Source organism: Paenibacillus sp. SZ31 (assembly GCF_012912005.1).
Lineage (GTDB): Bacteria > Bacillota > Bacilli > Paenibacillales > Paenibacillaceae > Paenibacillus.
The window spans coordinates 987,466-1,001,677 of sequence record NZ_JABBEA010000001.1 but is presented as its reverse complement, the minus strand read 5'-3'; the positions used below and the strand labels follow the sequence as shown (position 1 = coordinate 1,001,677).

At 49.6% G+C, this 14,212-nt stretch carries 13 protein-coding genes and 1 riboswitch; of the genes, 11 read left to right on the top strand and 2 right to left on the bottom strand.

Annotated features, from left to right (window positions below; translation table 11 throughout):
• Positions 1-516: 516 nt before the first annotated feature.
• Positions 517-1,320: a Cof-type HAD-IIB family hydrolase gene (locus HF638_RS04720; RefSeq protein ID WP_169479102.1), complete on the bottom strand. Its 804-nt coding sequence runs from the start codon at positions 1,318-1,320 to the stop codon at positions 517-519.
• A 280-nt stretch (positions 1,321-1,600) separates the two neighbouring features.
• Positions 1,601-2,605: a lipoate--protein ligase gene (gene lplA, locus HF638_RS04715; protein ID WP_062833160.1), complete on the bottom strand. Its 1,005-nt coding sequence runs from the start codon at positions 2,603-2,605 to the stop codon at positions 1,601-1,603.
• A 221-nt stretch (positions 2,606-2,826) separates the two neighbouring features.
• On the opposite strand from lplA, the gene cobD reads away from it, so the two are divergent.
• The 11 genes from cobD to HF638_RS04660 all read left to right on the top strand — a co-directional run bounded on the left by cobD (position 2,827) and on the right by HF638_RS04660 (position 14,192).
• The gene (gene cobD / locus HF638_RS04710; protein WP_169479101.1) at positions 2,827-3,981 is read left to right on the top strand and encodes a threonine-phosphate decarboxylase CobD; all 1,155 of its coding nucleotides are present in this window, start codon (positions 2,827-2,829) and stop codon (positions 3,979-3,981) included.
• Positions 3,962-4,783 carry an adenosylcobinamide amidohydrolase gene (locus HF638_RS04705; protein WP_169479100.1) on the top strand — a complete coding sequence of 274 codons (822 nt, stop codon included), beginning with the start codon at positions 3,962-3,964 and terminating at the stop codon, positions 4,781-4,783. Before cobD ends, HF638_RS04705 begins: the two co-directional genes overlap by 20 nt.
• Positions 4,784-4,827: 44 nt before the next feature.
• Positions 4,828-5,808 (top strand): adenosylcobinamide-phosphate synthase CbiB, encoded by a 981-nt coding sequence (gene cbiB, locus HF638_RS04700; RefSeq protein WP_169479159.1) that lies wholly within the window; start codon positions 4,828-4,830, stop codon positions 5,806-5,808.
• Positions 5,799-6,461, top strand: a complete 663-nt coding sequence (locus tag HF638_RS04695) for a histidine phosphatase family protein (protein WP_169479099.1) — start codon at positions 5,799-5,801, stop codon at positions 6,459-6,461. The genes cbiB and HF638_RS04695 overlap by 10 nt, the downstream gene beginning before the upstream one ends.
• 139 nt (positions 6,462-6,600) lie before the next feature.
• A riboswitch (cobalamin riboswitch) is annotated at positions 6,601-6,747 on the top strand.
• Positions 6,748-7,070: 323 nt separating this feature from the next.
• Positions 7,071-8,069, top strand: a complete 999-nt coding sequence (locus tag HF638_RS04690; protein ID WP_169479098.1) for an ABC transporter substrate-binding protein — start codon at positions 7,071-7,073, stop codon at positions 8,067-8,069.
• Positions 8,066-9,112, top strand: coding sequence for a FecCD family ABC transporter permease (locus HF638_RS04685; RefSeq protein ID WP_169479097.1), 1,047 nt, complete (start codon positions 8,066-8,068; stop codon positions 9,110-9,112). Before HF638_RS04690 ends, HF638_RS04685 begins: the two co-directional genes overlap by 4 nt.
• Positions 9,109-9,912 carry an ABC transporter ATP-binding protein gene (locus HF638_RS04680; RefSeq protein ID WP_169479096.1) on the top strand — a complete coding sequence of 268 codons (804 nt, stop codon included), beginning with the start codon at positions 9,109-9,111 and terminating at the stop codon, positions 9,910-9,912. Before HF638_RS04685 ends, HF638_RS04680 begins: the two co-directional genes overlap by 4 nt.
• A gap of 45 nt (positions 9,913-9,957) precedes the next feature.
• Positions 9,958-11,115 (top strand): nicotinate-nucleotide--dimethylbenzimidazole phosphoribosyltransferase, encoded by a 1,158-nt coding sequence (cobT, locus tag HF638_RS04675; protein ID WP_169479158.1) that lies wholly within the window; start codon positions 9,958-9,960, stop codon positions 11,113-11,115.
• Positions 11,112-11,672 carry a bifunctional adenosylcobinamide kinase/adenosylcobinamide-phosphate guanylyltransferase gene (cobU, locus tag HF638_RS04670; RefSeq protein WP_169479095.1) on the top strand — a complete coding sequence of 187 codons (561 nt, stop codon included), beginning with the start codon at positions 11,112-11,114 and terminating at the stop codon, positions 11,670-11,672. Before cobT ends, cobU begins: the two co-directional genes overlap by 4 nt.
• Positions 11,669-12,553 (top strand): adenosylcobinamide-GDP ribazoletransferase, encoded by an 885-nt coding sequence (gene cobS / locus HF638_RS04665; RefSeq protein WP_169479094.1) that lies wholly within the window; start codon positions 11,669-11,671, stop codon positions 12,551-12,553. Before cobU ends, cobS begins: the two co-directional genes overlap by 4 nt.
• A 55-nt stretch (positions 12,554-12,608) precedes the next feature.
• Positions 12,609-14,192: a cobyric acid synthase gene (locus tag HF638_RS04660; protein ID WP_169479093.1), complete on the top strand. Its 1,584-nt coding sequence runs from the start codon at positions 12,609-12,611 to the stop codon at positions 14,190-14,192.
• Positions 14,193-14,212 lie beyond the last annotated feature (20 nt).

Below are 14,212 nucleotides of genomic sequence, written 5' to 3'. Positions count from 1 at the left end.
TCTTTCCCCTGCTCGTTTTGCGATGAAATTTACGGACAAATCCGCAGCGTAGTGTCTACTTTTTTGACATAGGTCCAATGATCTTTTTAATAGCTTCCAAAACGAAGTTCATTCCTATGAAATGTTCTGGAAGACAAGTAGATAATTTGATCACTTTGTATTCAAACATCTTAAATTGAGCTCCGCAGTATTTTTGTTTTTAACATTTTCCTTATATTTTTTCTGGAGGAATCAGGCTGTTCAAAGTATCGTGAACAGTTTGATTGGGTTGCCCTGAGGTTTTTTAGCGGTGTTGAAGAGTTGCAATTCATTACCCGACTGTGAGTAGTGAACAACGAGAGCGTGCCGTTAGAGCACTAGAGAAAATAGCCAATAAAAAATGAGTTTTTAGAAAATTGATACATACTGATACTTATGATAAAAGCCCTACACAAGCGAGTTATCGCTGTGTAGGGCTGTTTATTTTGTGTTTTAATCAAAACACACTTTGATGCAAAATACGCTTCTCTGAAATTCTTACTCTGCGTTCAGTACAAACTTCTCGATAACCTCTTTTACGCCATCTTCGTTATTGCTTGCCGTAATGTAATCAGCCAGCTCTTTAAGAGCAGGGATTGCATTGCCCATCGCTACACCAAGTCCTGCAACTTCCAACATCTCATGGTCATTCCAAGAGTCGCCAATGGCAATGCACTCGCTCAATTGGTGACCAAAGTGGTCTGCGAGGAATGTAAGAGCATGGCCTTTAGTTCCCTCATTGTGCATGATCTCGAGGAAGTAAGGTTTGGACTTCGTGATATGCACTTGTGGTCCAAGCAACTCACGCAGGTCAACGGCAACCTTATCCAAGTAATCCGGCTCATCGATGATCAGCAGTTTCGGTGTTTTTTGTTCAATTACTTTGATGAAATCAGATTCGATGTAATATTGTGTGCCGTTCAATTTGGCATAATCACGCAGTTTCTCGTTTTCTTCACGAGCATACAGCTTGTCATCAATGTACGTTTGAAGGTGAAGATTATTTTCCAGGCAATAATCGTACAGTTTGCGGGAAGCCTCCTGTGGAACGTAGCGCTCGTAGAGTACTTTTTCGTCCAGCAAGTTCTTCACCAATGCGCCTTGATACGTAATGATCGGCACGTTAAGTCCGGTCTGACGAGCAAGCGCTTGTGCGGAAGCATAAGCACGGCCAGTCGCCAGCGTTACAGTTACACCATGGGCAACCGCTTGTTCCAGCGCAGTTTGCGTGGCAGGGGTTACTTCCTTGTTATCGTTGATCAGGGTGTCATCAATATCGATTGCGATTAATTTGTAGGTCATCTGAGTTTCTCTCCTTTTTTATCTGTATCTATACTAACGAACGAAAAAATAAGTTTTACACGAGGCCACTCCGAATACAGATTCATCTTTCGATCGCTGTTATCCCCGGATTTTTTTGATTCTATTCCCCTAAGGGGAAATCCGTTGATAAGCATATGCTTCCGATGTAGCTTTTTTTCAAAAAGCTTTAGGCGAACGCTTCGCTTCTCCAAATGAATTCTGTCTTCTCCGTTAACGTGTAATCTTAGACTTCGTTCTAAAACTATAATTACCTTTAATCCTATTCCTCCAGAAAAACAAGGCCGATAAAGTCTTCCAGCTCAAGGTTGCCGAAGTAGTGTTTTACATCCAGGCCCTCAAGTGCAGTCCGCACCTCGGATTCCTCATAACGCTTGCCGCGCAGCATATCTTCGATATCCGCCACATCGCCTACGCCGAAGAAGTCGCCGAAGATTTTGATATCTTCAATTCGTCCATCCTTGATGTTCATGCGCAGGTCAATAATGCCGACAGGGAATTTGCGGGTATGCTTCACATTGCTTTCTGGAGACAGACCATAGTTCCAGTCCCAGTTGCTATAACGCTCGGCAGAGATTTCCTTGATCTTGTCCCAGTCTTTCTCTGTGAGTGTATATTGCGGGACGTCTTGCGGCTCCATCCGGAAAATGTGACGCAACAGCTCATCGCGGAACTGTTCAATCGTTAGGTTACTGTCGATCAGGTCACGAATGTTGGCCACCCGGCTGCGGACGGATTTGGTACTCTTGGATTTGAATTTCTCGGGATTCACGTTCAGGGATGCCTGAACATGATCCAGATTCAGATTAAACATCAATGTCCCGTGACTGAACATACGTCCGCGTGTGGAGAATTGGGCATTACCTGAAATTTTCTTTTCTCCCACTTGAAGATCGTTACGGCCGGTCAGTTCTGCATTGACTCCAAGTTCCTGCAAGGCTTCAACCACAGGCTGGGTGAATTTGCGGAAGTTGTGGAAGGATTGACCGTCATCGGCTGTAATAAAACTGAAATTTAGGTTGCCGAGGTCGTGATAAACTGCTCCGCCTCCCGAGAGACGACGGACAACCTGCACACCGTTATCCTGCACGTATTCGATATTAATCTCTTCAATGGTATTCTGGTGTTTTCCGATAATAATGGACGGGCGATTGATGTAGAACAGCAGGTAGCTGTCATCCTCCATCGGCAGATGCTTCAGAATATACTCCTCAATCGCGAGGTTTACAGACGGATCTGTAATGCCCTGGTTATCAACAAACAGCATGGTCATTCCTCCATTAATATATGTGAGGGATTTTGAGATCCCTTATGTAGTGATGCTGTGAGAACTGAAATTCCTTCTCTATTGTAAACGAATTGTGGATGGGACACAAAGGAATTAGGACAAGTTTGCCGGGATTGGAAGGAACACACCCAAAACGGGATTGACCCGTACCTCCCACGCCATCCATAATAAAAAGGACATGTAGAAAGGGTGACGGAAGAATGACCGATTATATTGAAGTTTTCGGACATGGCGGTGACGTGGAGACGGCCGCATCCCGTTTTGGAGGGAACGCTGCGGATTTCCTCGATTATAGCGCAAACATCAATCCGTTGGGCCCGCCAAAGGAAGTGTTGGAGGCTTTGGAGCGAGGATTGCAGTCGGTTCTTCGCTATCCTGATCCGGGTCATCGAGGGTTCAAATCATTACTCAGTGAACATTTGGGTGTGCCACAGGACCATATTTCGGTAGGCAATGGCGCTGCTGAGAGCATGGCGTTGATCTTGCTCGGACTTGCTCCGCAGAAGGTCGGCACAGTGGAACCAGGATTTTCAGAATATCGTTCTTTAGCGCGACAATTCGGTGCGGAAGTCCAGCATGTGGAGGGACGAGAGGAGCTGGAGTGGCGTGCTGAACCTGAGGACATTGAACAACTGTTAGAACAGGTAGACCTGCTGTTTCTCGGTCAGCCCAACAATCCAAATGGCGTACAGTATTCGGTGGAGGTATTGCATCGTCTGGCTCGCAAAGCAGAGAAAACAGGTACTGTCCTGGTCATCGATGAGGCATTTATGGATTTCATTCCTGAATTAAGACGACAATCTCTTGCACCCAGACTGGACGAATATCCACAGGTGATCATTATTCGATCAATGACGAAGTTTTACGCTATTCCGGGTCTGCGTCTGGGATATGCGTTGGGACGTCCGGAATGGATTCGTGCGATGACGAAGAAACAGGTAACCTGGAGTGTGAATGGATTAGCATTGATTGCAGGTGAAGCCTGTCTGCGCAGCGGAGAAAGGTTCGAACAGGACACACTGGCACAGATCGCACGGGAACGTGCACGTTTAACGGAAGGCTTGGAGTCGTATGGTTGTGTGGTAACACCGGGGGAAGCGAATTTTATTTTGGTGCGACTGCCAGAACCTTGGACTGCGGCATCCATGCAGGCAGCGCTGGGCAAGCGTGGCATTCTGATCCGTAGCTGTGCCATGTATCCAAGACTTGGTGAACGACATGTACGCTTGGCAGTTAAGGACGCAGAAGCCAATGAGCGCTTACTCGAAGTGTTAGGAAGTGTAATGGGGCAGCCACATCTCAATAGACACATGATCGGAGCAGGGGGAACGTGCGATGACACTGCCGTTTTATAATTACTACAAGAATGCACAGGCAGGCGAGAACGAATACCGTTCCTCTTCGTGGCCCGGGCTGAAGATTACTGCACACGATCAACATATCAGAGCTGCAAGTCCTTCTGTTGCAAATGCACTTTCCAGTGCGGTATATGGTGGCGGGATGCTTGAACTGAATCGGATATTTAACATCTATGTGGATCGGCATTATCGCTGTGATGATCCTCCTCGTGATATCGAACGTTCTCTGAATGAATGGAAGGAGCAGCCTGATCAATGTGCGGGATTGCTGACTGCGGTTCGACTGGAGCATACCTCCATTCAGGAATATACAAGTGAAGAATTCGGAATTCTGTGTTGTACAACAGCCGGGGTGTCCAATGCTGCGCGGGCAGGTTCCGTAAGAACCGTATTTGATACGGAGGGAAACGAGACTGTTGCTGTAAGACCTTTAAAATCCACAACCCAATCTCAAATCATGAAGCCTTACGTCCCAGGCACGATTAACGTCCTGTTATGGTTGAACGGACGCATGACATCTGGTGCAATGGTGAATGCGATCCAGACTGCGGTGGAAGCCAAAGCGGCGGCGCTGGCTGATTTCGGTGTTGTGGACTCGGAGAACGGGCTGCTGGCCACAGGGACGACAACGGATGCTATTGTACTTGCAGTCAGTCAGGTGCATGAGCACAAACCGCTAATTGCTTATGCGGGAACAGCTACGGTTATTGGTGCAGCCATCGGCAGGTTGGTGTATGACACGATCACGGAAAGCCTGCAAGCAGGACAGCAGTGGAAAGAGAGGAACAGGGTGAAATGACATTTCAGATAGGGCAACTGGCCTCCTGGCCGTTTTGGACGGGAATGGCGGGTGCCTGGATTATGATAGGGGCTTACATACTTGATCGATGCATCGGTGATCCACGCTGGATTCCTCATCCGGTGATCGGCATGGGGAAGGCCATCTCTGCGCTAGAGCGTAGTATTCGTTCCCGTGTGAGCACGGATTCCGGGCTGAAGAGAGCCGGTCTATTATTTCCGTTTCTAATTGCGGGTGGGGCGTTTGTAATTACTTGGGCATTCGTATATGTGATGGGTCTCATTCATCCCGTCGTAGCGGTAGTGGCTGAAATTGTGCTTATTGCGACTACCATTGCTTCCAAAGGGTTAAAGGATGCAGGGATGGAGGTGTATCACCATCTGATTCAGAAGGATTGGCCTGCTGCAAGACGTTCACTTGGCATGATTGTTGGACGTGACACAGCTCATCTGGATGAACCGGAGGTTGTGCGAGGAACGGTGGAGACGGTAGCGGAGAATATTGTGGATGCCATCGTGTCCCCTTTGTTCTATGCGTTAATTGGTGGCGCGCCACTTGCGATGGCCTATCGTGCCGTGAATACATTGGATTCCATGGTTGGTTATAAAAATGAGAAGTACTTGCATCTCGGCTGGGCTTCCGCCCGTCTGGACGATTGGGCAAACTGGCTTACCGCACGGCTTACCGCCATCCTGCTAATCGTGGGCGCATGGGTCATGAGACTGGATGCCAAAGGCGCAGCACGTATGGTGACCCGGGATGCCAGATTGCATCCAAGTCCGAATAGTGGTTTTCCCGAATCGGCGGTGGCCGGAGCACTGGGGATCAGACTTGGTGGACATAATGTGTACCATGGCGTAGCTTCTTTTCGTGCCTATATGGGTGAGGCAACACGTCCGATGGCAGCAGAGGATATTGTGCGAACGACACGTCTCATGTTCTGGTCGGCGGGTTCTTTTGTAATCCTGTGTACATTGGTAACGCTTGGGATATGGCTCGCTGGAGGTACGTTGTTATGGAAGTAACTAAAGGGCAGAATGGATCACAGCAACGAAAAAACATTCTGTTTATACGTCATGGCACAACGGCGTGGAATGTGGAAAAAAAATATCTGGGGCATACCGATATCGCTTTGCTGCCTGATACAGAAAGAGAACTGGATTCGCTACGCGAGCAATTAAGCAACGTCTCGTGGGATGCGGTATATTGCAGTAATCTGCTCCGTTGTCAGCAGACGCTGGCAATGACCGGGCCCCATTTATTAGGGCATGTGAAGCTGGACCCACGTCTGCGAGAGGTTGATTTTGGTCAATGGGAGGGGATGACGTACGTTCAGCTCAAGGACAACCAACAGTACCGGGACTGGATCGATGCTCCGCAGGATATCACCCCGCCTGAGGGGGAGTCATGGCAAGCGTTCACTGCGCGGATCGATTCATTTCTGCAAGAGTACATATGGTCGGATGGTTCGTCCATGTTCTCTCCTGAGTCAGGCGTGCCCACCATTATTGTAGTCACCCACGGCGGTGTGATTCGGTATGCTTTATCCCGACTCATTGCCGATCTGGGATTCTGGGATACGCAGGTGATTCCGGGGCAAGCGATACAAGTGCGGCTGGAACAACATGGAGATCAGTGGGCTGGCGAGAGGGTGACTTTTCCGGCAATCGGGTTGTAAGGATGTGCAATATAACCTATAATCACAACAGAAGTGTGACAGCACTGTAGTTTCGTGTGACAGGCAATAATGCCTGCATACGAATGCAGATTGCTCACTTGAATGGTTAATCCATATCAGCGACCAAGGGTCCCGCGTGCATGCAGTAATGGTTCATGGCTATATCCAGTCATGGATGGCATACGGGTGAAATAGGGAAGCCGGTGCAAGTCCGGCACGGTCCCGCCACTGTAAATCAGGAACAATTCCTGTAAGTCAGGTTACCTGCCCTGGACGTTCAAACCGGTGTTCCTTCGAGGAAAGGACAGCGTTTCGGGCAGTTCTATGTGCGTGCACAACAATATGTTGAACACGTACAGATCGCCATATGCGAGACGTCATCCCTGATCCTGATGTAAGGATTAGGGATTTTTTATTGTTCATATAAGATGAACCAGACATTTACACATTAACGAAGAGTGCAGAACCGATCGGAAGATGGTACTGCAATCGGAGTGGACTTGTGTAAAATGGATGGGTTTAACTTATACAGGAACACCAAGGCAAGGGTACTAAAGCTCGAGCACGATGCAAGAAAATAGTACAAATAGAGAAGGGGAGAATAACAGAATGAATTTCAAGAATTGGAAAAACGTAGCGTCCCTGCTGAGTGCAGCGGCACTGGCACTGGCTTTGGCCGGATGCGGTAATGCAACAACGAACGAGGGCACAGGTACTTCACAGCAACCGGCACAGGAGCAGTCCCAAGGCCAGGCGCAGACGGATCTCAAAACACAATATCCACTTACAATTACCGATGCAACGGGTGAATCGTTCACATTTGAAAAGGCACCAGCCAAAATCGTATCCGTGTCTCCAGCTGAGACCGAAACGCTATTCGCGCTTGGATTGGACGAGCAGATTGTAGGGGTATCCGACTATGATGATTATCCTGAAGCTGCAACAACCAAAGCGAAAATGGGCGGCGTGTCCAAGCCGAACGAAGAGTCCATCATTGCCGCTGAAGCCGATATCGTATTTACAGGTATTTCGATGAGCGAAGATGCAGTGAAGAAGCTGCGTGATCTGGGTATCACCATTTTTAAAACCGATCCAAAATCGATCGATGATGTAATGAACAATATCGAAACTTTCGGTAAAATCACGGATCATCAAGAAAAAGCTCAGGAGATCATCACACAGATGAAACAGGATGTGACTGTTGTAGCTGAAGCGGTGAAGGCAGTTAAACCGGAAGAGAAGAAAAATGTATACGTTGAATTCTCCCCAGGCTGGACTGTGGGTAAAGGCGAATTTATGGATGAACTCATTACTGTAGCCGGTGGTAGCAATATTGCTTCGGACAAAGAGGGCTGGTATGAAATTAATGAAGAGAACGTAATTGCCTCCAACCCGGATGTGATTCTGTATGCAAATGATGTCATTGATGAAAACTCCAAAACACTGGATCAGATCATTAAAGCTCGCAGTGGCTGGGATCAAATCACGGCTGTGAAGAACGATGCAGTCATTGGCCTCGATGCGAATCTGCTCAGCCGTCCAGGACCACGAGTAACTGAAGGTCTGAAAGAAGTAGCCAAAGCGATCTATCCTGACCTGTTCCAATGAGTAAAAAACTGGCCGTGTACGCATCAGCAGGGATTGTACTGCTTGTGTTAACCGTGCTCATCTGCACGGGCATCGGTTCGGTTTCCTTGCCTATTCGTGACATTGCGGGTATCCTGCTTCATCACTTGCCATGGATCGGAGACTGGATCACGCCGGACTGGAGTGCAGCAGCCGAACAGATTATATGGAAGGTCAGATTCCCGCGTGTACTGCTTGCTGTACTCGTGGGAGCATCGCTGGCGATTGCCGGTGCGGGATTCCAGGGGGTTCTGCGGAACCCGCTGGCAGACCCGTTCACGCTGGGCGTATCATCCGGTGCTTCAGTGGGTGCAGCCTTCTTGATTTTCTTCGGATTGCAGTATGCACTGATTGGTATCTGGACGTTGCCGCTGGTAGCTTTTTTGACGGGTGTACTCACATTATGGTTCGTCATGTCCCTGGCTCGTGAAGGGCGCAAAATACCAACACACAGTCTGATTCTGGCTGGTGTCGTGATGCAAAGTTTCTTGGGAGCGGTGGTTTCCTTCCTGTCGACCATGTCGAAACAGACCATTAATGAAATTATATACTGGACGATGGGAAGTCTGGCTCTGCGTGGGTGGTCGTATACGGCCATCCTTTTCCCGTATTTTCTGTTAGGTCTAATCTTTCTCTGGAGCCGTGCACGTTCCTTGAATGTTCTTGCGCTGGGAGAACGTCAAGCTGCGCATATCGGGGTTGGCGTTGATCGGTTGAAGTTGTCCGTGCTTGCTGTGGGAACACTTCTTACCGCAGGAGCAGTCTCTGTATCCGGTGTTATTGGCTTCGTTGGATTGGTGATTCCGCATATGCTTCGGCTGCTTGTGGGGCCTGACTATCGATTGCTGGTGCCTTTATCCGCCATTGGTGGGGCCATCTTCATGGTATGGGCAGACACCATTGCCCGATCCTTACTGGCGCCGACTGAAATTCCGCTTGGTGTGGTGACGGCCTTTGTAGGTGCACCATTCTTCGCTTACCTGTTACAACGGAACAAAAAACTGCGGAAGGGGATGATGCCATGAGTGGGGATTTGGGCGAACCGCTAATCGCAGTTACCGGGGCAGGTAAAATGTATGGCAGTCATCAAGCCTTGGACGCGGTGGACTGGCAGGTAACGGAGGGGGACTGGTGGGGTGTCGTTGGTCCAAATGGCAGTGGTAAGTCTACCCTGCTCCAGCTCCTTGCTGGAACGGAGCAGTCAAGCGCGGGCAGCATACGTATTGATGGCCGGGATATTGTCTCATACAGTCGGAAAGATCTGTCACGCATGATTGCCGTGTTACAACAGGATGGTCTGCCTGCAATTTCCTATCCAGTAAGGGATGTCGTGGAGATGGGGCGTTATCCATACCAGAATTGGCTTGGGCGAGAATCAGCAGATGGAGCGGCTGTGGTTGACCGGGTACTGGAAGAATTGGGATTGACCGATATGGCTGAAAGGCCTTTGGATGCACTTAGTGGAGGACAGCGTCAGCGGGTGGCACTCGCCAAGGTCATGGCACAGGAACCACGGTTATTATTGCTGGATGAACCCACTACGTTTCTGGATATCAAATATCAATTGCAATTTATGGAGTTATTATCGACATGGCGGCAAAAGAATCGAATTACGATTGTGGCTGTGCTGCATGATCTGAATCTGGCTGCGCAGTTCTGCGATCACATTCTGGCGCTGCGAGAAGGCAAAGTGGTGGGGAATGGAACGCCCCATACCTTGATGACCGAGAACAATATTCAGGACATCTTTCGCGTGAAACCTGCGATGGTGATTCATCCTGACAATGGAATACCTCAGCTCTTGCTGCGGCGGGAGAAGGAATGAATGAAGCGGGGCAACCCCTATTTTGAAAAAGGAAGTGCTGGTTGTATGAATAATGAACAGGTGTTGGAACAGTTACTGGGTCGGATCGTGGGTCCTAATGAAGAAGTTGCGGCGGAGGCTTCCGCACATGTGGATTCATTGACGAAACCACCCGGCAGTCTGGGGAAGCTGGAACAGCTGGTTATTCGTCTTGCAGGAATCACTGGCAAGGCTCGTCCACATTTGGATCGCAGAGCCGTCATTGTCATGGCCGCAGATCACGGCGTGGTGGCGGAAGGTATCAGTGCTTTCCCAGCCGAGGTAACGCCGCAGATGGTCCTTAATTTCCTGGCTGGAGGGGCTGCTGTCAATGTGCTTGCCCGCCACGCCGGAGCCGATGTAATCTGTGTGGATATCGGGGTTAATGCCGATCTGGAACATCCTGACCTGCTTTCCCGCAAAGTTCGTAAAGGTACGGCCAACATGGCTAAGGGTGCCGCAATGACTCGTGATGAAGCGATTCAGGCTATTCTTGCAGGAGTCGACGTGGTATCGGCAGAGGTGACAAAGGGAACGCAGTTGTTCGTTACTGGAGAAATGGGGATTGGCAATACAACCGCGAGTGCAGCGGTGATGTGTGCATTAACCGGGATCGCCCCAGCTTCAGCGGTTGGGCGAGGAACGGGTATTGATGATGCGGGTTTACAGCGTAAAGCCGCGGTGGTTAGCCAGGCACTGAGCGTGAATTCCCCAAATAGGGAAGATGCACTGGACGTACTTTGTAAAGTGGGTGGACTGGAGATTGCCGGACTGACGGGTGTCATTCTTGCTGCAGCTGCGAACGGATGTCCTGTTGTTGTGGATGGATTCATCTCCACTGCTGCCGCATTGATTGCAAGAAAGCTTGCTCCCGTGAGCACGGCTTATATGATTGCTTCTCATACTTCACATGAAAGTGGACATGCAGCTCTGCTTCGTGAGCTTGATCTGAAACCGATGCTGGATCTGGATATGCGGTTGGGCGAAGGAACCGGAGGTGTGCTTAGTCTTCATCTGATTGATGCAGCCTGTCTTCTTTTGAATGAGATGGCGACCTTTGCAAGTGCAGGGGTATCGAATGGAACGAACAAGGCTTCGGATGCCGAGGTGGACGCAAGCGAGGGTGATGTAGCAGACTCTGATGTTACAGGTGCTTCGACGGTTCAAGGAGAGGTATCGCTATGAGTGTGTTGGTGACGGGTGGAGCGCGCAGTGGTAAAAGTTCGTTTGCCGAGCGCCTATGTATGCAACGTTCCTCTGAGGCTTGGTATGTGGCTACGGCTCAGGCATATGATGACGAGATGCGCGATCGTATAGGTCTACATCAGAATCAGCGTGAGGCATCAGGTTATCTATGGCATACGTTGGAGGAACCACTTGCATTACCGGCACTCATTACACGTATGGGAGAAGACCATACGGGTACGTCTGCACCCACGATTCTGGTCGATTGTCTGACGCTCTGGTTGACCAATGTTCTGCTTGCACATGAGCACGAAGATGAGCAGATTTTGCAAGATCATATGGATGCACTGGTGGAAGCAATCCAGTCTTACCCGGGGCTGCTCGTGCTTGTCACAAATGAAGTGGGGGACGGTATTGTCCCGGAGTATGCGCTTGGGAGAAAATATCGGGATCTGGCGGGCATATTGAATCAGCGGATTGCAGCCATATGTCGTGAAGTGTTCCTGGTGACTGTAGGTATTGCGATTGAGCTGAAAAGCAAGGAGTATCGTTTATGACCGATCTTACTCATCAACGTAAACATGCGGCTGCGGCCGCTTTTCAATTTTTATCCCGATTTCCGGTAAAAATGCAGATTGACTTCGTCCCGTCGCTACTGCGGGAAAGTGTCGTGTTTTATCCACTGGTGGGTGCAACAATTGGAATATGCGTTTGGCTCGCAGGGGCCTTAACGGGTGCGGTACTTCCCGCCTTTCCCGCTGCCGTATTAACCTTAACAATATGGGTATGGCTCACTGGCGGCCTTCATCTGGATGGCTGGATGGATACGGCAGATGGACTACTCAGCTATCGTACACGTGAGCGGATGTTGGAAATCATGAAGGACAGCCGTGTAGGAGCTATGGGCGTGATCGCCTGCGTCCTACTGCTGATGATGAAAGCAGCGCTGATCGCCGATTTTATCGCACGTGGCAACTGGATCTATGGTGCGCTGTTGATCTTGCCCATGGTCTGGAGTCGTTGGTTCATGGTGTATGCCATCTCAGCCTGGCCGAATGCACGTGGAGATGATGGACTTGCAGTATTATTCAAGGGATTGGGTGAGCGTAAGGAAGTTCAGCGAGCACGCAGCTCTGCGGTTGGGTTGACCCTTCTTGCGGGTGTAATTACGTTTGTTGCTGTATGGATATTTGGGCCGGATATAGGCACCGCAGATGCCATGGTGAGTAGCCTGGGAACATTGCCATGGTGGTTGTATCCTGTGACGGCTGTCATTGTTGTACCTTTTGCGTGTTACATCATTGGTAAATTCGTTGCTGCACGCATCAGTGAAAGGCTGGGCGGACTTACAGGAGATACGTACGGAGCGATGAATGAGCTGCTGGAAGCGGCTTTACTCACCGTGCTTAGTGTGCTTCAGGGACTCTTTTGGCTGTGAAAAACGCAAGGAATGAGTAAGGTGAGACACTAACAGGAGACTGAGGTGATGGTGCATGGAAGATACGCCTGTACAACAACCGGCGGCAGTACTCATGCTGCAAGGGACGGCATCAGATGTGGGGAAAAGCGTGATTACGACGGCGCTGTGCCGTATATTCAAGCAGGATGGCTTCAAGCCAGCCCCGTTCAAGTCACAGAACATGGCACTGAATTCCTACGTAACGGAAGACGGCAAGGAGATTGGCCGGGCCCAAGGCGCGCAGGCAGAAGCCTGTGGTATTGAAGCAACGACGGATATGAATCCGATCCTCATCAAGCCGGTGCGCGATATGCATTCGCAGATCGTGGTACACGGTGTACCTTTTGCCCAGATGAGCGCATCAGATTATCGGCAGAAGTTCCTGCCTGAAGCGAAGCAGACGGTCATGGATGCGCTGAACCGGTTGCGGGACACCTATGATGTGGTGCTGATGGAAGGAGCAGGCAGTCCTGCGGAGATTAATCTGAAAGACCGGGATATCGTCAACATGAATCTGGCAGGTTGGGCCGATGCTCCAGTCATTCTGATCTCTGATATTGATCGGGGCGGCGTATTTGCTTCCATTGTCGGTACACTGGAGCTGCTAGAGCCACATGAGGTCGAGCGTGTAAAAGGTTTTATCATTAATAAGTTTCGCGGCGATCTGTCCCTGTTGCAGCCCGGACTAGACTGGCTCGAAGAACGGACAGGCATTCCAGTATTGGGTGTATTGCCTTACATAAGAGATATTCAGATTGAAGCAGAGGATTCAGTGGTTCTGGACTCTATGCGTCATGGAAAATCCGGCAAGACAGAGTTGGATCTGGCGGTGATCCGATATCCGCGAATTTCCAACTTTACAGACTTCGATGCACTTTCCCGTGAACCGGATGTGAATGTGCGTTACGTGACTTCGCCAGAGGAATTGGGAAGTCCTGATGCCATTCTTCTACCGGGTACGAAGGATACGATAGGTGATCTGGCTTTCCTGCGTGAGTCTGGACTGGAGCAAGCGATTGCCAGCCAGACCGAACGTGATAACGTTCAGCTCGTAGGGATATGTGGCGGATACCAGATGCTTGGAAGACATCTGAAGGACCCGTTTGCAGTAGAGGCGAATCAGATCCAGGAAGCGAAGGGACTCGGTTGGCTCCCGCTATCGACAACATTTCTTCAGGAAAAGCAGACGGTGAGGGCTTCCGGACGGGTGCAACTTCAGAATCCGATTCGTCTGTATGGTGAAGCAGATGTGGAAGCATCTCCACTACCTATTAACGGATATGAGATTCATATGGGTGTTACGGAGTGCCACGAACCTGAAAGTGTAACCGCACTATTTGAAATCTCCCATCCAGGTGGTGAAGCATTCCATGAAGGCTGGGGCACAGTGGATGGCAGCGTATGGGGAACCTATCTGCATGGTTTGTTTGAAAGTGATCAATTCCGACGTTCGTGGCTTAATGGTTTGCGTGAAGGAAAGGGACTAGCTCCACTTCAGGAGACATATAGTGCACATGAACGTAAAGAGAATGAGTTCGATAGGGTAGCCGAATCATTGCGGTCCTCATTGGATATGAAGCGTGTGTACGAGATTATGGGTGTTCAGGCACCGGAGTAAGTTGTTATACATAAATACCC

Coding starts and splice junctions, on each gene's coding strand:
- HF638_RS04690 (WP_169479098.1), top strand. CDS start 7,071: ATGAATTTCAAGAATTGGAAAAACGTAGCGTCCCTGCTGAGTGCAGCG.
- HF638_RS04695 (WP_169479099.1), top strand. CDS start 5,799: ATGGAAGTAACTAAAGGGCAGAATGGATCACAGCAACGAAAAAACATT.
- HF638_RS04680 (WP_169479096.1), top strand. CDS start 9,109: ATGAGTGGGGATTTGGGCGAACCGCTAATCGCAGTTACCGGGGCAGGT.
- lplA (WP_062833160.1), bottom strand. CDS start 2,605: ATGCTGTTTGTTGATAACCAGGGCATTACAGATCCGTCTGTAAACCTC.
- HF638_RS04720 (WP_169479102.1), bottom strand. CDS start 1,320: ATGACCTACAAATTAATCGCAATCGATATTGATGACACCCTGATCAAC.
- cbiB (WP_169479159.1), top strand. CDS start 4,828: ATGGCGGGTGCCTGGATTATGATAGGGGCTTACATACTTGATCGATGC.
- cobD (WP_169479101.1), top strand. CDS start 2,827: ATGACCGATTATATTGAAGTTTTCGGACATGGCGGTGACGTGGAGACG.
- HF638_RS04705 (WP_169479100.1), top strand. CDS start 3,962: ATGACACTGCCGTTTTATAATTACTACAAGAATGCACAGGCAGGCGAG.
- HF638_RS04660 (WP_169479093.1), top strand. CDS start 12,609: ATGGAAGATACGCCTGTACAACAACCGGCGGCAGTACTCATGCTGCAA.
- HF638_RS04685 (WP_169479097.1), top strand. CDS start 8,066: ATGAGTAAAAAACTGGCCGTGTACGCATCAGCAGGGATTGTACTGCTT.
- cobU (WP_169479095.1), top strand. CDS start 11,112: ATGAGTGTGTTGGTGACGGGTGGAGCGCGCAGTGGTAAAAGTTCGTTT.
- cobS (WP_169479094.1), top strand. CDS start 11,669: ATGACCGATCTTACTCATCAACGTAAACATGCGGCTGCGGCCGCTTTT.
- cobT (WP_169479158.1), top strand. CDS start 9,958: ATGAATAATGAACAGGTGTTGGAACAGTTACTGGGTCGGATCGTGGGT.